Here is a 19,210-nt window from a genome sequence, read left to right as displayed (position 1 = left end):
GTTTGCCTAGGGCCTCTAGGCATTGTTAGCGTCCGCCACATGAGGTCAGTGAACGAGCGGGACATCCGCGGATCATTCGTCAATTGCTCGAAGGGAGAGGCCACTCGCCTGGCAGTGCCCCGGGAGCTGTCCGAGCAGCCCTGGGAGGACCTGGACTTCCTGGGATGGCGGGACCCGGCGGCGCCGGACCGCGGCTACCTCGCGGTCGAACGCGACGGCCGGCTCATCTGCGTCGAGCTGCGGTCCTCCAACCAGCACCACGGCTTCCTGCGCCGAGGCATGTGCTCGGTCTGCCTGACCACACACCCGGGCAACGGCGTCTCCCTGATGGCCGCGCGCAAGGCCGGCGCGGCCGGCCGCCAGGGCAATTCGGTCGGCCTGTACATCTGCTCCGACCTGGCGTGCTCGCTGTACGCGCGGGGCAAGAAGACGCCGCCGACCGGGGTGCGCATCGAGGAGTCGCTCACCGTCGAGGAGAAGGCGGCCCGCGTCAGGACCCACCTGTTCACCTTCCTGGACAAGCTCTTCGCCTGAGGCGGCCGAAACGGCCGAACGGACGGAAGCGGCCCGACGGGACGCACCGGGGTCAGGCGGGACGCGCCGGGGTCAGGCGGGACGCGCCGGGGTCAGGCGCCGAACCAGCCGGCCACGTCGACCCGCAGTCCGCTCGCCGGAGCCATGGTGCGCAGGTCCGCCTCCAGGGCGTCCAGCCGCTCGCCCCCCAGCTCCCGGGCCCACTGGGCCCGGAGCTCGTCGAAGACGGCGGCGGACCGGAGCAGGGCGTCGACGCCGTGCGGGGTCAGCCGGATCACTTTGCGCCGCGCGTCGCGCACATCGCCGGCGCGTTCCACATAGCCCAGCGCCTCCAGCCGGTCCGCGGTCTTCCCCGCCGCCTGCTTGGACACCCCGAGCCGCCGCCCCAGCTCACTGGCGGTGGTCCCGTCCGGGCCGATGGTCTGCATCGCGAGACCGAAGGCCGGCCGCAGGTCAGGGTGGCCCTGCCGGGCCAGCTCGGCGTGCAGTTGGTCGATGAGCGAGCGAAAGCCCGCGAAGAGCAGCAGGGGCAGCTCGAAGCCGCGGCCGGCCGGGCCGGCCGACGAGGATCCGGAATCAGTCATGGGCGCGGGCCATCGCGGAAGGGTCCTTGCAGAACTCGACAACCTTCTTTACTTTTCGTCAACCACGTTGTCCATTCTAGGACCGGCGGCCCTGCCCGCGTCCATGCCGCCACGCCCCGCGCACCGGAGGATTCCCGCGGGTTCTTCCGCCTGGCACCCGCACGCCTGACGCCGGGTCAGGAAGATCGGCAGCATCCGCGTATGTCGCGATAAGACGCCGCCCAGATCAGCAATCTTTTCGGCAAATACTGATCAAGTTCTCGCATTTTCTTGCCATTGCCGTCACGCTCACAGCGACTTTCAGTCACTCCCCCCATCAAGGAGACAGCGTGATATCGACCCCCGCACACCGGCGTCGGATAGCCGCGGCGGCCCTCGCGGCCGCCTCCGCCCTGGTCGCGGCCGGACTGCAGACCAGCCAGACCGCCGTCGCCCAGCCCGGCCGGGCCTCGATCGTCGCGGACGCCAAGGCCAACGTGGCCCGGCACGCCGCCACTTCCGGATTCGGCGCCGGCCAGACCCTGAAGGTCAAGGACGTGGTGATCGACCCGGACGGCACCCAGCACGTCCGCTTCGACCGCACCTATCGCGGCCTGCCCGTCATCGGCGGTGACCTCGTCGTGCACCAGACGCGGAATGGCAAGTACCAAGGGCTCAGCCGGGCGAGAGCCCGGAAGGTGGCCGTGAAGTCCACCGCACCCGCCGTCTCCCCGCAGCGCACCGCGGCCGCCGCGCTGAAGAGCGCGGCGGGCGTGCGGCACGCCAAGTCCACCCCCGAGCTGGTCGTCTGGGCCGCCGACGGCACCCCGCGCCTGGCCTGGCAGACCACGGTGCGGGGCACCGGCGCGCAGGGCCAGCCGATGGGGCGGGTGATCGTCACCGACGCCACCACCGGCAAGCGCATCGAGTCCTACGCGGCCGAGCACCAGGCCACCGGAATCGGCCACTCCGAGTACACCGGCGATGTCCCGATCGACACCACCCAGCAGGCGGACGGCAGCTACGCGCTGAAGGACCCGCTGCGCGGCACCATCACCAAGGACGCGCACAACGCGTCGAGCAGCTCGCTCAACGCCTCCTCCGGCACGCTCTTCACCGACGCGGACAACGAGTGGGGCGACGGGAAGAAGTTCTCCACCGACCGCTCCACCGCCGCCGTCGACGCCCACGTCAACACCGCCTGGACGTACGACTACTACAAGAGCACCTTCGGCCGGAACGGCATCAAGAACGACGGCAAGGGCGCCACCGTCTTCGTCCACGTCGGCACCAACTGGGACAACGCCCAGTGGTCCGACTCCTGCTTCTGCATGATGACGGGCGACGGCGACGGCTCCGTCGACCCGGAGCAGGTGGACCTGGACACCATGGGTCATGAGATGACGCACGGTGTCACCAGCGCCACGGCCAACCTGCGCTACAGCGGCGAGTCCGGGGGCCTGAACGAGGCGACCAGCGACATCTTCGGCACCATGGTCGAGTGGTACGCCGACAACAGCCTCGACACCCCTGACTACCTCTTCAGCGACCAGTCCACCCCGCCGTGGCTGCGCCGCTTCGACAAGCCCTCCCTGGACGGCCGGTCCGTCGACTGCTGGAGCCGCAAGGTCGGCCAGAAGGACGTCCACCTCTCCTCCGGCGTGGGCAACCACTGGTTCTACCTGGCCAGCGAGGGCAGCGGCGCCAAGACCATCAACGGCGTCTCGTACTCCAGCCCGACCTGCGACAACTCCTCGGTCACCGGGGTCGGCAACCAGAAGGTCGCGAACATCTGGTACCGCGCGCTGACCGTCTACATGACGTCCACCACGGACTACAAGGGCGCTCGCGCCGCCAGCCTGAAGGCCGCCACCGACCTGTACGGCGCCACCAGCCCCGAGTACAAGGCGGTCGCCGCCGCCTGGACCGCGGTCGCCGTCAACTAGCGGCCGGCACGAGCGGTACGAGCTGATCCGGCGGCCGCGCCGGCGGCGGAGGTGCGCGGTCGGTCCATCCGGCCGCGCACCACCCAGGAGACGGCTCAGCCCTCCTGGGACTCCTTCCGCGACTCCTCGATGATGCGGTGGGAGAGCAGCGAGTGCGCCAGGGTGCCGCCCGCGCACACCGCCGCCGCCACCAGCCCGGTCTCGGCTATCTCCTCGGCGGTCGCGCCGGCCGCCAGAGCTCCGCGGGTGTGGTTGTCGATGCAGTAGGAGCAGCGGGTGGCGGTGGCGACCGCCAGCGCGATCAGCTCCCGCTGTTTGCGGGGCACCGCGCCGCCGTCGCGGAACGCCGCCTCGTGGAACTTCATGAAGGCATCGCCCTCGGTGGGTGCCAGGCCGAGGACCGCGGGAATGCGTGCCAGGTCAGAGGGATCTTGGTAGCTCATGCGGTGATCCAAGCAGCGGCCGTGAGCAGGGGCCACCGGTTTCGCGAAATGCCGGAGGGGCGGCGGCCGAGGTGGCGGACGGCGGCACACGAGGCACGGCCTAAGCTGGCAGCAGATGCGACGCAAGACACCGGTGCCCCCCGCACCCCTCCCCCAGCGCGACGGGATCGACCCCGTCCGGTTGCGGCTGCCCGCGGACGGCCCCTGGGCGACGGTCCGCGACCACCTGATCGAGCGCATTCCGGCACTCGGCGAGCGGCTGGTCGACGCCATGCTGCGGGAGGGCGGGATCGTCGGCGTGGACGGGCCGCTGACCCCGGAGACGCCCTTCGCCCCGGGCGCGTACCTCTGGTTCTACCGGCCGCTGGAGGCCGAGGTACCGGTCCCCTTCGAGCTGGAGGTCCTCTACCGCGACGAGGCGCTGCTGGTGGTGGACAAGCCGCACTTCCTCTCCACCACCCCGCGGGGCCGGCACGTGGCCGAGACGGCCCTGGTCCGGCTCCGCCGCGAGCTGCGGCTGCCCACCCTCAGCCCCGCGCACCGCCTGGACCGGCTGACCGCGGGCGTGGTGATGTTCGTGATCCGCCCGGAGCACCGCAGGGTCTACCAGTCGCTCTTCCAGGAGCGGAAGGTCCGCAAGGAGTACCAGGCCGTCGCCCCCTTCGTGCCCGGCCTGGACCTGCCGCGCTCGGTGCGCAGCCGCATCGTCAAGGAGCGGGGGGTGATCGCCGCGCGTGAGGTGCCCGGCCCGCCCAACAGCGACAGCCTGATCGAGCTGGCCGAGCACCGGGACGGGCTGGGCCGCTACCGGTTGCTGCCGGTCACCGGGCGCACCCATCAGCTGCGGCTGCACATGAGCACGCTCGGCATCCCGATCCTGGGGGATCCGGTCTACCCGGTGGTCACCGACCCGGCCGCGGACGACTTCAGCAGGCCGCTCCAGCTGCTGGCCCGGACGCTTGAGTTCACCGACCCGCTGACCGGCCGGGAGCACCGGTTCGTCAGCCGGCGCACCCTCCAGGCGTGGACGGCTCACCAGGAGTGGGCCGGTCCGCCGGCGGGGGCCCGCTCACGGCCCTGACCGCGTTCGGCCGGTGACGCCGGCGGCGACGCCACGCGGACGAGTTCTCCCGGCACCAGGCATGCGATCCGGGGTGTGCGGGGACAAGCGACGCATGACCAAGCCCGATCGCAGCAAGCCCAGGCTCCCGGTCGACATCCGCGCCTGCCTGTTCGACCTCGACGGCGTCCTGACCAAGACGGCCGTGGTGCACGCCGCGGCCTGGCAGGAGACCTTCGACGAGTTCCTGCGCAGGCATGATCCGGCCGGCTTCCGGCCCTTCGACCCGGTGACGGACTACGACGAGTACGTGGACGGGCGGCCGCGGGCCGACGGCGTCCGCACCTTCCTCGCGTCGCGGGGCATCGAGCTCCCCGAGGGCTCCGCCGACGATCCACCCGACCGGGACACCGTCTGGGGCATCGGCAACCGCAAGAACCTCCTGGTGCTGCGGAAGATCCGCGAGCAGGGCGTCGAGGTCTATCCCGGCTCGGTGCGTTTCCTCCAGGCGGTGCGGGCGGCCGGACTGCGCACCGCGGTGGTCTCCTCCAGCGCCAACTGCCGGGAAGTCGTCGCCGCCACCGGCATCGGGGAGTATCTGGAGGTGGTGGTGGACGGCAAGGTCGCCGCCGCTCGCGGGCTGCCGGGCAAACCGCGGCCGGACACCTTCCTCGCGGCGGCCCACGAACTGGGCGTGCGCCCCGCCGAGGCGGCCGTCTTCGAGGACGCGCTGGCCGGGATGGACGCCGGGCGGGCCGGCCGCTTCGGCCGGGTGATCGGGGTCGACCGGGTCGGGCAGGCCGAGGCCTTGCGCCGGCACGGCGCCGACGTCGTCGTCACCGACCTCGCCGAGCTGCTGGAGGACGACCGGTGATCACCCACGACGCGTACGCCGTCGAACCCTGGTGCCTGCGGGAGACCGAGCTGCACCTCGACGTGCTGCCGCAGAGCGAGTCGCTGTTCGCGCTCTCCAACGGCCACGTCGGGTGGCGCGGCAATCTGGACGAGGGCGAGCCGCACGGGCTGCCCGGCTCCTACCTCAACGGAGTGCACGAGCTGCGCCCGCTGCCGTACGCCGAGGCCGGCTACGGCTACCCCGAGTCGGGCCAGACCATGATCGACGTCAGCAACGGCAAGGTCATCCGGCTGCTGGTCAACGACGAACCGTTCGATCTGCGCTACGGCAAGCTCCACCACCACGAGCGGACCCTGGACATGCGCGCCGGGGTGCTGCGCCGCACCTGCGAGTGGACCTCGCCCGCGGGGAACACGGTGCGGGTGCGCTCCACCCGGCTGGTCTCCTTCACCCAGCGGGCGGTGGCCGGGATCGCCTACGAGGTGGAGGCGGTGGACTCCGAGGTGCGGGTGGTGATCCAGTCCGAGCTGGTCGCCAACGAGCAGTTGCCGCGGACCGGCGGTGATCCGCGGGTCGCCGCCGCCCTGGAGTCGCCGCTGGAGCCGGAGGACCACGCCGCCGAGGGCACCCGGCTGCGGCTGGTGCACCGCACCCGGCGCAGCGGGCTGCGGATCGCGACCGCCGCCGACCACGAGGCGACCGCGCCAGGCGCGGTGCGCACCCACAGCGAGAGCAGCGACGACCTGGGCCGGCTCACCGTCACCACCGTGCTGGCGCCCGGTCAGGCGCTGCGGCTGGAGAAGCTGGTGGCCTACGGCTGGTCCGGTCAGCGGTCGCTGCCCGCGGTCCGCGATCAGGTGGACGCGGCGATCGCCGGGGCCCGCAGCACCGGCTGGCAGGGGTTGCTGGAACAGCAGCGCGGCTATCTCGCCGACTTCTGGAACCGGGCCGATGTGGAGGTGGACGGAGACGCGGAGATCCAGCAGGCGGTCCGCTTCGCGCTGTTCCACGTCCTCCAGGCGGGTGCGCGCAGCGAGGAGCGGGCCATCCCGGCGAAGGGGCTGACCGGCTCGGGGTACGACGGGCACTCGTTCTGGGACACCGAGCTGTTCGTGCTGCCGCTGCTGACGTACACCTCGCCGGAGTCGGTGGCCGAGGCGCTGCGCTGGCGGCAGGCCACCCTGCCGGCCGCCCGGGAGCGCGCCGGTCAGCTCGGGCACCGGGGTGCCGCCTTCCCGTGGCGCACCATCGACGGGGCCGAGTGCTCCGGCTACTGGCCGGCGGGGACCGCCGCGTTCCATGTGAACGCCGCCATCGCCAGTGCGGTGGTGCGCTACGTCTCCTGTACCGGCGACGAGGACTTCGCCCGGGACACCGGGGTGGAGCTGCTGGTGGAGACGGCCCGGCTGTGGCGCTCACTGGGCCACCACGACCATCACGGGCGCTTCCACATCGACGGAGTGACCGGCCCGGACGAGTACAGCGCGCTCGCGGACGACAACGTCTACACCAACCTGATGGCCCAGGCGAACCTGCGGGACGCCGCCGACCTGGCCGAGCGCTATCCCGAGCAGTCCTCGGCGCTGGGCGTCGACGACGAGGAGGCGGCGGCCTGGCGGGACGCGGCCGAGGCGATGAGCATCCACTTCGACCCGGTGCTGGGGGTGCATGAGCAGTCGCGCGGCTTCACCAGCCACCAGGTGTGGGACTTCGCGAACACCCGGCCGGATCAGTACCCCCTGATGCTGCACTTCCCCTACTTCGACCTGTACCGCAGGCAGGTGGTCAAGCAGGCGGATCTGGTGCTGGCGATGTGCATGCGCCCGGACGCCTTCGAGCCGGAGCAGAAGGCGCGGAACTTCGCGTACTACGAGGCGCTGACGGTCCGGGACTCCTCGCTGTCGGCCTGCTGCCAGGCGGTGATCGCGGCCGAGGTCGGCCATCTGCGGCTGGCTTACGACTATGTCGGGGAGACGGCGCTGATGGATCTGAAGGACCTGGAGAACAACACCCGCGACGGGCTGCACATCGCCTCCCTCGCGGGCACCTGGCTGGGGCTGGTCGCGGGCTTCGGCGGTATGCGGCACCTCGACGGCACGCTGCAGTTCGCCCCCAAGCTCCCCGAGAAGCTCACCGGGCTGGCGTTCACCGTGCAGATGATGGGCCGCCGGCTGCGGGTGGACATCACCGACAAGGTGGCGACCTACACCCTGGTGGACGGCTCCCCGCTGGAGATCCTCCACTACGGGCAGTCGCTGCGGCTCACCAGCGGCGGGTCGCAGTCGCGGCCGGTGCCGGAACCGCCCGTGCTGGCCGAGCCGCAGCAGCCACCGAGCCGCCGCCCCCGCCACCGCTGATCCTCCCCCGCGCATCGGAGGGGTCAGCGGCCGGCGGACCGCTCCCGGCCCTCGCGCAGGAAGCGGTGCAGGCGCTGCCAGGGCCAGGCGTTGATGACGTCGTCCTTGGTCAGCCAGCCGCGCTGGGCGGTGCCCACCCCGTACCGCATGTGCGCCATATGGGTGGTGGCATGGGCGTCGGTGTTCACGGCGAACTTCACGCCGTACCGCTTGGCGCGCAGGATGTCCTCGTCGCACAGGTCCAGGCGCTCCGGGTGCCCGTTGATCTCCAGGGCGGTGCCGGTCCTGGCGCAGGCTTCGAAGACCGCGTCGAAGTCGGCGTCGATTCCCGGCCGCTTGCCGATCCGCCGGGTCGTCGGATGGCCGATGATCGCGACGTAGGGGTTCTCGCAGGCGCGGATGAGCCGCCGGGTCAGCGCCTCGCGGCTCTGCTTGAAGTGCGAGTGGACGGAGGCCACGCACACGTCGAAGCCGGCGAGGAAGTCGCCGGGCCAGTCCACCTCGCCCTCCGGGCCGATGTTGAGCTCGGTGCCGTGCAGCAGCCGCATCCCGCGCCGGGAGCGGTCGAGCTCGCGCAGGTGCTCCCGCTGGGCCAGGATCTTCTCGTCCGTCATCCGCTGCATGACGAGGTCCGGGGCATGGTCGGTGACGGCGTAGTACGCGTAGCCGCGGGCGGCCGCGGCGGCGACCATGTCCTCCAGCGAGGCGAGGCCGTCGGTCAGGTCGGTGTGGCTGTGCAGGTCGCCGCGCATGTCGTCCTCGGTGAGCAGATCGGGCAGCTCGTCGCGGAGCCCGGCGGCGATCTCCCCGCGGTCCTCGCGCAGCGGTGGCGGGATCCAGGGCAGGCCGAGCCGGGCGTAGATCTCCTCCTCGGTCTCGGAGGTGATCTTCTTTCCGCTCTTGGCGTGGAAGAGGCCGTACTCGGAGAGCTTCAGCTTGTGGCGCACCGCGATCTCCCGGGTGCGGATGTTGTGGGCCTTGCTCCCCGTGAAGTACTGCAGACCGGCGCCCCAGGCGTCCGGCGGCAGCACCCGCAGGTCGACCTGGAGGCCCTTGGTGGTGCGGATCGAGGTCTTCTTCTCGCCGTGCGCGATGACGTCGGCGGTGTACGGCAGCTCGCTGAAGGCGGTCATGAAGGGGGCCGAGCGGTCCGCGGCCACCAGGATGTCGACGTCGCCGATGGTCTCGCTCATGCGGCGCAGCGACCCGGCGTAGGCGCACCGGACGCAGCCGGGTACCTGGGAGAGGTCGGCGACGACCTGGTCGGCGACGTCCATCGCGGCGCTGAGCAGGATGCGGCCGCCCGCCTTCTGCATCAGCGCGATGCCGTGCAGGATGTTCTCCTCGGTCTTCTCGCCGAAACCGCGCAGGTCGCGCAGGCGTTCGGTGTGGACCGCGTCGAGCAGCCCGTCCACCGAGGAGACGCCCAGCTCCTGGTAGAGGGTCATGGCCTTCTTCGGCCCGAGGGTGGGGATGGCCATCAGCTGCCGGACGCCGGCGGGGACCGCGGCCCGGGTCGACTCGATGGTGGAGACCCGTCCGGTGCGCAGGTATTCGATGACCTTGTCGGCGATCGACCGGCCGACGTTGGGGATCTCCCGCAGCCCTTTGGCGTCGAGTTTCGACACATCCGCGTGGTAGCCGCCGATGGCTCGGGCGGCCTTCTCGTAGGCGCGTGCCTTGAAGGCGTCACCGCCGGTGATCGCGATGAGGTCGGCGTACTCCTGGAGCATCGAGGCGACATCGTCATTGGGCCGGGCCATGCTCCCCGGAGTGCCCCGCTCGGGGCGAACGACACCTCCCGCCGGGGCCCGGCGGATCACCACTGGTAGGGGGTTTCCGGACAGCGCGGGGCGAGGGCATTCCCGGGGCTATGCCGGGCGGGGCGAAATGATTATCGTTAGCGCGGCCATGTCGGCGACCCCCCACGGAGCGGCACCATGCCCAGAACAGAGCAGAGTTACGGCGGCGCGAGAAGCCTGGTCGCCGGAAGCGGCCGGCGGCCGGTGGACCGCCCGCCGTCGCCGGCGGCCGAAGCAGTCGGCGGAACGATGGCGGCCCGGGCCGGCCAGGCGGCCATGGTGCTCCTCGCCCTCGCGGCGGCCGTGGTGCTGGGGGCCGGACGGTGGCTGGACTCCCCCGCCCTCCAGGCGTGGCGGACGGTCTGCGTCGCGATCGCGCTCCAGGCCCTGCCCTTCCTGCTGCTGGGCACAATCCTCTCGGCGGCCATCAACGCCTTCGTCCCAGCCGAGGCCTTCGCCAAGGCACTGCCCAGGAAGCCCGCCCTGGCGGTCCCGGTGGCCAGCGCGGCGGGCGTCGTGCTGCCGGGGTGCGAATGCGCCTCGGTCCCGGTGGCCGGAAGCCTGATGCGGCGCGGGGTGCCGCCCGCCGTGGCGCTGACCTTCCTGCTCTCGGCGCCCGCGGTCAACCCCATCGTGCTGACCGCGACCGCGGTGGCCTTCCCCGGCGCGCCCGAGATGGTGGTGGCCCGGCTGATCACCTCGCTCGCCGTCTCGGCGGCGATGGGCTGGCTGTGGATCGCCTTCGGCCGCGAGGAGTGGCTGCGGCTGCCGGCCAGGTCGCACGGCCACCAGCCGGGAGACAGCCGCTGGGAGGAGTTCCGGCTGGGCTTCCAGCACGACTTCCTGCACGCCGGCGGCTTCCTGGTGCTCGGCGCGATCGCCGCGGCGACCTTCAACGTCGCCGTGCCGCGCACCGTGCTGGACGCCTTCTCCGGATCGCCCTGGCTGTCCGTCCTCTTCCTCGGCGGGCTGGCCATCGTGCTCGCGGTCTGCTCCGAGGCGGACGCCTTCGTCGCCGCCTCGCTGACCGGGTTCTCGCCCACGGCGCGGCTCGTCTTCATGGTCATGGGACCGATGGTCGACCTCAAGCTGATCGCCCTGCAGTCGGGCACCTTCGGTCCGGCCTTCGCCGTCCGCTTCTCCGCCGTGACCGCGCTCATGGCCATCGTGTGCAGTGTCCTGATCGGATGGTGGGTCCTGTGAAGCGCCAGATGCAGATCCTGCTCCTGGACATGGCGGGCGCCGCGGTCCTGCGCATCTCCCTGTTCAGCGACGACTACCTGCGGTACGTGAAGGAGGGCCTGCGGCTTCCCCTGATCATCAGCGGCTTTCTGCTGATCGCGCTCGGCCTGGTCGGGGCCTGGCGCGACGGCTTCCCCTTCCCGTACCGGCGCGAGGCGGACCCCGCGGCCGGCCCGGACCCCGCGGCCGGCCCAGACCCCGCGGCCGGCCCAGACCAGGCCGGTGGCGGCGGGCACGCACACGATCACGCCCCCGGACACGGCCACGACTCCGGACTCGACCACGGGCACGGGCACAGTCACGGACACGACCATGGGAAGGGGCCGCGCATCGCCTGGCTGCTCTTCCTGCCCGTCGTCGGCCTGATGTTCGCGGCCCCGCCGGCGCTCGCCTCGTACACCGCCGAGCGGCAGCGGGCCGTCACTGTGGAGGAGCAGGCGCGGTTCGATCCGCTGCCGGCCGGCTCCCCGGTGCCCCTGAGCCTTCGGGACTTCTCCACCCGGGCGGTCTGGGACACCGACCGCAGCCTCAAGGGCCGCACCGTGCGGCTGACCGGCTTCGTCAGCCGCGGTGAGGACCGGCACACCTGGTATCTGACCCGGCTGCTGGTGGGCTGCTGCGCGGCGGATGCCCAGGCACTCAAGGTCAGGATGCACGGCGGGGAGCCGCCGCGCGCCGGATCGTGGGTGGCCGTCACCGGCACCTGGCACCCCCAGGGCAAGCCCGGTACGGAATCGGCCAAGGCCGCGCTCGACGTCCGCGACCTGCGGAGCATCCCGGAACCGGCCAACCCCTACCAGGACGGCGCCGGCTGACCCTCCGTCCGGCCGGCCACGGCTGCCAGGGACCCACGCATCGTGCCGGGGCGCTCCGGGTCGTAACCGGGGCGCCCCGCGCCGCGCCGGGGCCCCGGAACCCGGGCCGATGCGGCAACCCGCCCCGCGCGCACTACAATTGCCCGCTCGCACACATTGTCCCATCGGTATGACGTGCAGGAGGGGGAAGCCTGGTGAGCAGCTTCAACAAGGGACCCGAGAAGGTCGAGGTGGCGCTCAGTTGGGACCCCAGTCCTGCCGGCGAACCGGACCATGATCTCGACCTCATCGCCGCGACCTACTCGGTCTCGGATCCGTACGGGCCGCCCGTGTACCTGGTGCACTTCGACAGCCGGTCGCCGGACGGCACCATCATCCTCCACCGGGACAGCAAGACCGGTCAGGGCTTCGGCGCCGACGAGGTCATGACGCTGGAGCTGGAGCGGCTGTCCACCACGTACGCGCGCGTCGTGGTCGGCGTCGCCATCCAGCAGCGCGGCGGGTGCAGGACCTTCCGCGACATCGCGGGCACCGGCGTGCGGATCCGTGAGGGCTATGCCGAGCTGATGGCGGACGACTTCTCCGGGGTACCGGACGCCCTGGCGGCCACCGTGGCGGAGTTCAGCCGGGACGAGACGGGCGAGTGGCTGTTCCGCCCGGCGGTGCGGGGATTCGACACCGATCCCGCCTCGTTCGCCGACGAGATGGGAAGCGCCCGCCCCTGACCAGTACGGCCCGGGCCCGACCCTGACTCTCGTGGATCAGGGCCGGGCCCGGGCCTCGCGGGTCGAGGCCGGCCTCGGGCCGCGCGGGTCAGGGCCGAAGGGTCACGGCCGGTAGACCTTCCCCGGTTCCGGCACGCCCGGCGCCAGCAGCTGCGGGACGGTGACGAAGGTGTAGCCGCGCTTCTTCAGCTCGTCGATGATGTCCGGGACGGCGGGCACGGTGCCCTTGTATATGTCGTGCAGCAGGATGATGCCGTCGGTGTCGACCTGGTCGAACACCCGGCTCTTGATGAGCTCCGAGTCGGTGGTGGAGTAGTCCTTGGCGGTGACGCTCCACAGCACCTGGGCCAGCCCGAGCTCCCGGCTGACCTTGGCGACCTCGTCGTCGGTGCGGCCCTGCGGCGGGCGCATCAGGATCGGCTTGCGGCCGGTGATCTTCGCGATCGCGTCCTGGGTGCGGCCCAGCTCCTGGCGGATCTCGCTGGCGTTCTTGTCGGTCAGCCGGGGGTGGGTCCAGGTGTGGTTGGCGACCTCATGCCCCTCGTCGGCGATGCGGCGCACCACGTCCGGGTGGCGCAGCACATGGTTCTTGCCGAGCAGGAAGAAGGTCGCGTGCACCTTCTTCTCCTTGAGGATGTCGAGCAGGTGAGGGGTGTCCTCGCCCGGCCCGCCGTCGAAGGTCAGGGCGACGCACTTGGCCTTCCGGCAGTCCACCGGGCCGAACTTCCCGTCCGCCTGGGACCCCTTCTGGGCCCTGGCGGACTTCGGCGAGGTGGTGTCCATCGACGACGAGCAGCCGCTCGCGGTGAGGGCCAGGGACACCGCCGCCAGCAGGGCGGCCGCCCCCCGTCGGACCGCCGGCTTCTTCCTCAGCATGCATCCCTCTTCTCAGGCCTGAACGACAAGCGCGTGACGCGCCATGGGCTGCCGTCCACCGCCCATGGCTCACCAGGAGGACGGCGTTCCGGACGTAGGGGTTGTCTCGCCGGCGGCAGGAGTGGCCTACGGCACTCGCCCAGGGCAGGGCGGTGGGGCCCCGGGGCTCGGCTAGCCTGAGGGCACGATGAACCGTTTGACGACGTCATGGGGCGCCTACGACCTCATGCGCTTCCCCGAGGACCCCCGCGACAGGCTGCGCGCCTGGGACGCCGCCGATGAGTACCTGCTGCGGCATCTGGCGGGGATCGACGCGGGGCCGGTCGACCTGTCGGGCACCGTGGTAGTGCTGGGCGACCGCTGGGGCGCGCTGGCCACCTCGCTCGCCGGCCACCACCCGGCGCAGATCACCGATTCGTACCTGGGTCAGCAGGCGACCCGGGCGAATCTGCGGCGCAACGGAATCGGCCAGGACGCGGTGCGGCTGCTGACGGTGCTGGACGCCCCGCCGGAGCGGATCGACGTGCTGCTGGTCCGCGTCCCCAAGAGCCTGGCGCTCCTGGAGGACCAGCTGTGCCGCCTGGCGCCGCTGGTGCACGCGGGCACCGTGGTCGTCGGCACCGGCATGGTGAAGGAGATCCACACCTCGACGCTGAAGCTGTTCGAGCGGATCCTCGGGCCGACCCGGACGTCGCTGGCGGTGAAGAAGGCCCGGCTCATCTTCTGCTCACCCGACCCCGCCCTTCGGCAGGTGGCCAGCCCCTGGCCGCGCCGGTACGAGCTGCCCGCCGATGCCGGTCCGGTCTCCGGCCTGACCGTGACCAACCACGCCGGGATCTTCAGCGCCGAGCGCCTCGACATCGGCACCCGGCTCTTCCTGCGGAACCTGCCGCGCCACCACGGGCCCGAGCACATCGTCGACCTGGGGTGCGGAAACGGCGTGGTCGGCCTGGCCGCGGCGCTGGCGAACCCGGCGGCGGAGGTGACCTTCGTCGACGAGTCCTTCTCCGCGGTGGCCTCGGCCGAGGCCACCTTCCGGATGAACGCCGGGCCGGAGCGGTCCGCGGAATTCCGGGTGGCGGACGGGCTGTCCGGCGTACCGGCCGGGTCGGTCGACCTGGTGCTCAACAACCCGCCCTTCCATTCCCATCAGGCGACCACCGACGCCACCGCGCGCCGGATGTTCACCCATTCGCGGACGGCCCTGCGGCCCGGCGGCGAGCTGTGGGTCATCGGCAACCGGCACCTGGGGTACCACCAGACCCTGCGCCGGATCTTCGGCACCTGCGAAGTCGTCGCCAGCGACCCGAAGTTCGTCATCCTCCGCGCCGTCAGACGCTGACCGGGGGCCGGGCCGCCGGGACGGCCCGCCGGCGCATCAGGTCGGGGACCAGAGTGGCCACCCCGAGCACGGCCAGCGCGGCCCCGAGCCACAGCGGCGCCCGCAGTCCGTAGAGGTCGATGGCGAGCCCGCCGGCCGAGGAGCCGATGATGACGCCGAGGGTGATGAAGGAGGAGTGGACGGTGTTGACCAGCGGGCCGGCGTTGCCGGCGCGCTGCACCCGGGTGACCATGGCCGGGTTCAGGGTGACGCCGACCAGGCCGATGCCCATCATCGAGACCACCGCGGGGACGGCGAGGTCCGCCAGCAGGGCGAAGGCGATCAGGAACGCCATGTTCAGGAGCAGGCCGCAGAGCAGTACGGGCACGGCGTGCCGGTCGGCGAGCCGGCCCACGACGTGGTTCCCCACCACACTGGCGGCGCCGTAGCCGATGAGCAGCAGCGGGACGGTGCCGGTGGCGAAGCCGGTGACCTCGGTGAGGATCGGGTTCAGGTAGCTGAAGGCCGCGAAGGTGGCGCCGATGACGCAGGTGCTGGTGGAGAGCGTGAGCCAGAGCCGGCGGTTGCGGAACACCCCCAGCTCGGCCCGGAAATCGCCGGTCTGCTCGGTGCGCGCCGGTCGCGGGACTCCGGCGAGCGTGCACACTCCGGCGAGCACCGTCAGCGCGGAGACGATCCAGAAGGCGGCCCGCCAGCCCAGGTGTTCCCCGATCAGGGTGGACAGCGGCAGCCCCAGCAGGGTGCCCAGCATCAGTCCGTTCAGGACCGCCGCGATGGCCCGGCCGCGCACCTCGGGCGCGGTCAGCTGGACGCACATCGATATGGCGAGTCCGAAGAAGGCCTGCGCGGCGACCCCGGTGATGACACGCGCCACCATCATGGCCGGGTAGTCCGTGGCGGTGGCGGCCAGCACGTTTCCGGCCAGCGAGATGGCGAAGGCCACCATGAGCGCCGTCTTCTGATCGACCTTCAGCAGGGCGATGGTGAGAACCGGCCCGCCCAGAGCCATGGCCAGGCCGAACGCGGTGATCAGATAGCCGATCTGTGAGATGGAGGCATCCAGCCCCTCGGCCATCTGCGGCATCAGCCCGGCTACGAGGAACTCGCTGGTCACCATGGAGAAGACCCCCAAGGCGAACACATACACGGCACGTGGCATGGAACGGCTGCTCCTGTCGGTCATCAGTTTTGGATAGATCAGTACATAACTTGGGCACGCGAAAGCCACCCGGATGGCACAGCACGCCATTGGCACGGCACACCGGGGCGCCGCAGTGTCAGCGGGTCAGCGATTCAGCAGGTCAGCGCGTCCATCGCCGTGGCGGCGATGGCCTCCAGGTCGGCCCGGTCCGCACCACCCTGCCCGGCGACCCGCATTCCGCCGATCACCGCGTTGACGAAGCGGGCGAGCGCGCCCGGGTCCCGAGCGGCGGTGATGTCACCCGCGCGCTGGCCGCTCTCCAGCACCGCGCGCAGCGCGGCCAGCCGGCGTTCCAGGTCGCGCTCGAGCATGGCGGCGGCCTGCGGGTCGCGCCCGGCCAGCTCCACGGTCGTGTTGACCGTCAGGCAGCCGAGACCGCGCCCTCCCCGCCGTCTGGCGAACTCGCCGTCGATGATCAGGGCGAACAGCGCGCGGATCCGCTCCACGGCCGATCGCTCCTGGTCCTCCAGGAGCTCGAACTGGGAGGCGTTCATGGTGTCGATGTAGCGGGCGAGCGCCCGCGTGAACAGGTCGTGCTTGCTGCGATAAGTGTTGTAGATACTGCTGCGGCCCAGTCCTGTGGCGTCGCACAGGTCCTGGGTGGTGGTGGCCTCGTAGCCGTTCGCCCAGAAGGCGTGCATCGCCGCGTCCAGGGCCCGTTCCTCGTCGAACATCCTCGGTCGGGCCATGGCCACACCGTAGCCGTTTTGGAACGCTCGATGCAATACGGCTCCCCCTCCCCCACCCGCCCCCTCCCCGGCCGGCTCCGCGCTCCGCGACCTGCGTTTGACAGGCGCGGCGGGCGTGCCAGGGTGGACAGGGAGGAGGCAGTGATGGCAGCCGACGGCGGACCGACCTGCGCTCACCTCGACCAGGTGCGGCCGGTGACCCCGAGCAGCGCGGACAGTTGCGCGGCGTGTGTCGCGCTCGGCGAGAGCTGGGTCCATCTGCGGGAGTGCCAGACCTGCGGCAACATCGGCTGCTGCGACTCGTCCAAGAACAAGCACGCCACCGCCCACCAGCAGGCGACCGGACACCCGGTCATCCGCTCCTACGAGCCGGGCGAGGACTGGTGGTGGTGCTACGAGGACGAGCTGCTCTTCCAGGTCGAGGGCGCGCCACCGCCGCGCCGATCCTGACCTGCGCGGCCCGGCCCCGGCACACGGCACCGCGGGCCCGCCGACGACCCGACTGATGCGATGAAATTCGCATTCAGTCCTTGCAGTGAACATCATGCGGTGAATGCTGACGGCGGCGGGCCGGAGAATGACGAATCACATCCCGACACCCTTTGGCCATTGACTCTCGTGACACCACCGCTGACCAGCGGAGATCACAAGAAGGCGAGCCATGCCCCCACCCGGTTCCAGATATTCGAAAAGCACCGGAACGACCGGTGATGGAAATACCCGACCTGCGGGATGTTTGCGGGGGCCGCGAAATCGCCGCTATTTTTCAGGAGCCGCTCAAGTACCCCGTATCAAGGACAGAATTCATATGAAGCACGGAACGATCAAGACCCTCGGCGTCTTCGCACTTGGTGCCGCCGCGGTCGTCGCCGGCTCAGGCTCCGCTTCCGCACTGGGCGCGGGCGTCGACGGCGAAGGCGTCATCGGCCCCATCGCCGGAGTGCTGGACCAGGGGCACCAGCAGCCGAGCGGGGGAGTTCAACAGGTGCTTCCGACGGGGCAGGGCATTCCCGGTGCCGGCCAGCAGGGGCTTCCCACTGCCCAGCAGCTTCCCGCCGCCGCGCAGCAGCTTCCGCAGGGCGTGCTTCCAGGCGGCCAGAACGGCGGGAACGGGGACCCGCTCTCCAACGTGCCGCGGCTGAACAGCCTGGCGTCCAGCGCGATGGACAAGGCGATGCCCGACATGCAGCTCGCGAACGTGGAGGCTCCGGCTCCAGGGCTGCTGAACTAGACCCCCAACCGCGTCCGGTCCGGCCACTCGTGCGAGCCCGGGCGCCCCGTTGCGAGCGCGGCCGGTCCGGCACGGGCCCGGAGGACCCGCCCTCGCCCACCCCGACGCAGCAGGGCGGCTGGGCCGATCGGGTCGCCCAGCGAGCGGACCGGCGATACGGGTGGCAGCGTGGGCGACCGAGGGTCGTCGACCCGGCGGCGTGCAGGGGTTGCGTCTCCGCGTCCTGGGCGAACGACCCGGACGAGCGGGACGAACATCTCCTGGAGGTCTTGGTGGCCATCGGCTCCGCGCGCCCCCGCCGGGCGCCTTCGCGCCAGCCCTCGCGCGGTCGGCGCCGTACGCTGCCGGCGCTGCTGATGGGCTGCGCCGTGCTGGCCGGCTGCTCCTCCTCCGAGGGGCGGTCGGCCGCGCGGCCGGAGCCGAGGGAGACGGAGCCCAGGCGGGCCGGGCGGGCGACCGGGGAGCCCGCCGGCGTCGACCTCCTGCCGGGCATGCCACCGCCGCTGAACCCCCGGGACCTGTACGCGGCGGACCGGCCGGGCAAGCTGTCGCCGGTGGTCAAGGATTTCCCACCCCGGGTCTACGTGCCCAACACCGGGTCCGACACGGTGTCCGTCATCGATCCGGCGAGCTACAAGGTGGTGGAGACGATCCGTGTCGGCCGCCAGCCGCAGCACGTCGTGCCGTCCTGGGACCTCAAGACGCTCTGGGTCAACAACGATCTCGGCAACACCCTCACGCCCATCGATCCGGCGACCGGGCGCGCCGGACGCACGGTGGACGTCCACGACCCCTACAACCTCTACTTCACCCCGGACGGCAAGCACGCGGTGGTGATGGCCTCCATGGACCGGGAGCTGGTCTTCCGCGACGCGCACACCATGCGGGTGGTCAAGCGTGTGCCGGTGTCCTGTTACGGGGTCAATCACGCGGATTTCTCGCCCGACGGCCGGTACGCCATCGTGAGCTGCGAGTTCTCCGGGGAGCTGCTGAAGGTCGACACCGCCCGGATGAAGGTGGTGGCGCAGCAGAAGCTGCCGATGCGCGGGGCCATGCCGCAGGACGTCAAGATCTCGCCGGACGGCCGGACCTGGTACGTCGCCGACATGATGGCGGACGGCCTGTGGGTGCTCGACGGCGACAGCTTCACCCGGCCGCGGCTGCTGCCCACCGGCAAGGGGACGCACGGCCTCTACGTCAGCCGCGACTCGAAGTACCTGTACATCTCCAACCGGGGCGAGGGCAGCGTCTCGGTGCTGTCGTTCGCGACCGGCAAGCTCGTCCACCGCTGGCGGATCCCCGGCGGTGGCAGCCCGGACATGGGTGGGGTCTCCGCCGACGGCAAGGTGCTGTGGCTGTCCGGCCGCTACCACTCCGAGGTGTACGCCATCGACACCCGCAGCGGGCGGTTGAAGGCCCGTATCCCGGTCGGCGAGGGCCCGCACGGTCTGGCCGTCTATCCGCAGCCGGGGCGGTACTCACTGGGGCATACCGGGATCTTCCGCTGAACCGCCCGGGCCGTCCCCGC

The 19,210-nt window shown here is 71.4% G+C and carries 18 protein-coding genes; 12 read left to right on the top strand and 6 right to left on the bottom strand.

The window, feature by feature from the left end:
- The first annotated feature begins 39 nt into the window (after nt 1–39).
- Nucleotides 40–534 (top strand): FBP domain-containing protein, encoded by a 495-nt coding sequence (locus AC4BDD_RS27395; protein WP_490688134.1) that lies wholly within the window; start codon nt 40–42, stop codon nt 532–534.
- A 92-nt stretch (nt 535–626) separates the two neighbouring features.
- On the opposite strand, the gene AC4BDD_RS27390 is transcribed toward AC4BDD_RS27395, so the two are convergent.
- Nucleotides 627–1,118: a MarR family winged helix-turn-helix transcriptional regulator gene (locus AC4BDD_RS27390; protein WP_490688133.1), complete on the bottom strand. Its 492-nt coding sequence runs from the start codon at nt 1,116–1,118 to the stop codon at nt 627–629.
- Between the two features lie 329 nt (nt 1,119–1,447).
- On the opposite strand from AC4BDD_RS27390, the gene AC4BDD_RS27385 reads away from it, so the two are divergent.
- Nucleotides 1,448–3,043, top strand: a complete 1,596-nt coding sequence (locus AC4BDD_RS27385) for a M4 family metallopeptidase (protein WP_490688132.1) — start codon at nt 1,448–1,450, stop codon at nt 3,041–3,043.
- A gap of 95 nt (nt 3,044–3,138) precedes the next feature.
- Here AC4BDD_RS27385 and AC4BDD_RS27380 read toward each other — a convergent pair whose 3' ends face one another.
- Nucleotides 3,139–3,486, bottom strand: coding sequence for a carboxymuconolactone decarboxylase family protein (locus AC4BDD_RS27380; protein WP_490688131.1), 348 nt, complete (start codon nt 3,484–3,486; stop codon nt 3,139–3,141).
- Nucleotides 3,487–3,601: 115 nt separating this feature from the next.
- On the opposite strand from AC4BDD_RS27380, the gene AC4BDD_RS27375 reads away from it, so the two are divergent.
- The 3 genes from AC4BDD_RS27375 (at nt 3,602) to AC4BDD_RS27365 (ending at nt 7,759) form a co-directional block, all read left to right on the top strand.
- Entirely contained in the window at nt 3,602–4,567 is a 966-nt protein-coding gene (locus AC4BDD_RS27375) for a pseudouridine synthase (protein ID WP_490688130.1), read from the top strand.
- A 94-nt stretch (nt 4,568–4,661) separates the two neighbouring features.
- Nucleotides 4,662–5,420, top strand: a complete 759-nt coding sequence (locus AC4BDD_RS27370) for an HAD family hydrolase (RefSeq protein ID WP_490688129.1) — start codon at nt 4,662–4,664, stop codon at nt 5,418–5,420.
- Nucleotides 5,417–7,759 carry a glycoside hydrolase family 65 protein gene (locus AC4BDD_RS27365; RefSeq protein WP_490688128.1) on the top strand — a complete coding sequence of 781 codons (2,343 nt, stop codon included), beginning with the start codon at nt 5,417–5,419 and terminating at the stop codon, nt 7,757–7,759. Before AC4BDD_RS27370 ends, AC4BDD_RS27365 begins: the two co-directional genes overlap by 4 nt.
- Nucleotides 7,760–7,782: 23 nt before the next feature.
- Here the strand turns inward: AC4BDD_RS27365 and polX are convergent, their stop codons facing one another.
- The gene (polX, locus tag AC4BDD_RS27360; RefSeq protein ID WP_490688127.1) at nt 7,783–9,522 is read right to left on the bottom strand and encodes a DNA polymerase/3'-5' exonuclease PolX; all 1,740 of its coding nucleotides are present in this window, start codon (nt 9,520–9,522) and stop codon (nt 7,783–7,785) included.
- 288 nt (nt 9,523–9,810) lie between these two features.
- Here polX and AC4BDD_RS27355 point away from each other — a divergent pair, with 288 nt between their 5' ends.
- From AC4BDD_RS27355 to AC4BDD_RS27345, 3 genes are all read left to right on the top strand, one after another.
- Entirely contained in the window at nt 9,811–10,764 is a 954-nt protein-coding gene (locus tag AC4BDD_RS27355; protein WP_490691955.1) for a permease, read from the top strand.
- Nucleotides 10,761–11,618, top strand: coding sequence for a TIGR03943 family putative permease subunit (locus AC4BDD_RS27350; RefSeq protein ID WP_490688126.1), 858 nt, complete (start codon nt 10,761–10,763; stop codon nt 11,616–11,618). The genes AC4BDD_RS27355 and AC4BDD_RS27350 overlap by 4 nt, the downstream gene beginning before the upstream one ends.
- Before the next feature lie 194 nt (nt 11,619–11,812).
- Nucleotides 11,813–12,343, top strand: coding sequence for a TerD family protein (locus AC4BDD_RS27345; RefSeq protein ID WP_490688125.1), 531 nt, complete (start codon nt 11,813–11,815; stop codon nt 12,341–12,343).
- A 102-nt stretch (nt 12,344–12,445) separates the two neighbouring features.
- On the opposite strand, the gene AC4BDD_RS27340 is transcribed toward AC4BDD_RS27345, so the two are convergent.
- A complete protein-coding gene (locus AC4BDD_RS27340; protein ID WP_490688124.1) occupies nt 12,446–13,219 on the bottom strand; it encodes a polysaccharide deacetylase family protein in 774 nt (257 codons plus the stop codon).
- 187 nt (nt 13,220–13,406) lie between these two features.
- Between AC4BDD_RS27340 and AC4BDD_RS27335 the strand changes: the two genes are divergently transcribed.
- Nucleotides 13,407–14,561, top strand: coding sequence for a methyltransferase (locus tag AC4BDD_RS27335; RefSeq protein ID WP_490688123.1), 1,155 nt, complete (start codon nt 13,407–13,409; stop codon nt 14,559–14,561).
- Here the strand turns inward: AC4BDD_RS27335 and AC4BDD_RS27330 are convergent.
- Complete coding sequence (locus AC4BDD_RS27330; RefSeq protein WP_490688122.1) at nt 14,551–15,720, bottom strand: MFS transporter; 1,170 nt, start codon at nt 15,718–15,720, stop codon at nt 14,551–14,553. The genes AC4BDD_RS27335 and AC4BDD_RS27330 overlap by 11 nt on opposite strands.
- A 134-nt stretch (nt 15,721–15,854) precedes the next feature.
- A complete protein-coding gene (locus AC4BDD_RS27325; protein ID WP_490688121.1) occupies nt 15,855–16,451 on the bottom strand; it encodes a TetR/AcrR family transcriptional regulator in 597 nt (198 codons plus the stop codon).
- Nucleotides 16,452–16,595: 144 nt separating this feature from the next.
- On the opposite strand from AC4BDD_RS27325, the gene AC4BDD_RS27320 reads away from it, so the two are divergent.
- The 3 genes from AC4BDD_RS27320 (at nt 16,596) to AC4BDD_RS27310 (ending at nt 19,190) form a co-directional block, all read left to right on the top strand.
- On the top strand, nt 16,596–16,901 hold the full coding sequence (locus AC4BDD_RS27320) for a UBP-type zinc finger domain-containing protein (RefSeq protein WP_490688120.1): 306 nt from the start codon (nt 16,596–16,598) through the stop codon (nt 16,899–16,901).
- 358 nt (nt 16,902–17,259) lie between these two features.
- A complete protein-coding gene (locus AC4BDD_RS27315) occupies nt 17,260–17,682 on the top strand; it encodes a hypothetical protein (protein ID WP_490688119.1) in 423 nt (140 codons plus the stop codon).
- A gap of 356 nt (nt 17,683–18,038) precedes the next feature.
- Nucleotides 18,039–19,190 (top strand): YncE family protein, encoded by a 1,152-nt coding sequence (locus AC4BDD_RS27310; RefSeq protein ID WP_490691954.1) that lies wholly within the window; start codon nt 18,039–18,041, stop codon nt 19,188–19,190.
- Nucleotides 19,191–19,210: the final 20 nt, after the last annotated feature.

The sequence above is a fragment of the Streptomyces sp. JLBT605 genome, from assembly GCF_058215555.1.
The sequence above is the reverse complement of the archived record's forward strand: the minus strand, read 5'-3'. Positions and strand labels throughout refer to the sequence as shown.

What these genes read in the sequence shown, in the direction of transcription:
- AC4BDD_RS27320 (WP_490688120.1), top strand. Translation starts at nt 16,596, where the DNA reads ATGGCAGCCGACGGCGGACCGACCTGCGCTCACCTCGACCAGGTGCGG.
- AC4BDD_RS27330 (WP_490688122.1), bottom strand. Translation starts at nt 15,720, where the DNA reads ATGCCACGTGCCGTGTATGTGTTCGCCTTGGGGGTCTTCTCCATGGTG.
- AC4BDD_RS27390 (WP_490688133.1), bottom strand. Translation starts at nt 1,118, where the DNA reads ATGACTGATTCCGGATCCTCGTCGGCCGGCCCGGCCGGCCGCGGCTTC.
- AC4BDD_RS27335 (WP_490688123.1), top strand. Translation starts at nt 13,407, where the DNA reads ATGAACCGTTTGACGACGTCATGGGGCGCCTACGACCTCATGCGCTTC.
- AC4BDD_RS27395 (WP_490688134.1), top strand. Translation starts at nt 40, where the DNA reads ATGAGGTCAGTGAACGAGCGGGACATCCGCGGATCATTCGTCAATTGC.
- AC4BDD_RS27380 (WP_490688131.1), bottom strand. Translation starts at nt 3,486, where the DNA reads ATGAGCTACCAAGATCCCTCTGACCTGGCACGCATTCCCGCGGTCCTC.
- AC4BDD_RS27340 (WP_490688124.1), bottom strand. Translation starts at nt 13,219, where the DNA reads ATGCTGAGGAAGAAGCCGGCGGTCCGACGGGGGGCGGCCGCCCTGCTG.
- polX (WP_490688127.1), bottom strand. Translation starts at nt 9,522, where the DNA reads ATGGCCCGGCCCAATGACGATGTCGCCTCGATGCTCCAGGAGTACGCC.
- AC4BDD_RS27310 (WP_490691954.1), top strand. Translation starts at nt 18,039, where the DNA reads ATGGGCTGCGCCGTGCTGGCCGGCTGCTCCTCCTCCGAGGGGCGGTCG.
- AC4BDD_RS27375 (WP_490688130.1), top strand. Translation starts at nt 3,602, where the DNA reads ATGCGACGCAAGACACCGGTGCCCCCCGCACCCCTCCCCCAGCGCGAC.
- AC4BDD_RS27355 (WP_490691955.1), top strand. Translation starts at nt 9,811, where the DNA reads ATGGCGGCCCGGGCCGGCCAGGCGGCCATGGTGCTCCTCGCCCTCGCG.
- AC4BDD_RS27370 (WP_490688129.1), top strand. Translation starts at nt 4,662, where the DNA reads ATGACCAAGCCCGATCGCAGCAAGCCCAGGCTCCCGGTCGACATCCGC.
- AC4BDD_RS27315 (WP_490688119.1), top strand. Translation starts at nt 17,260, where the DNA reads ATGAAGCACGGAACGATCAAGACCCTCGGCGTCTTCGCACTTGGTGCC.
- AC4BDD_RS27325 (WP_490688121.1), bottom strand. Translation starts at nt 16,451, where the DNA reads ATGGCCCGACCGAGGATGTTCGACGAGGAACGGGCCCTGGACGCGGCG.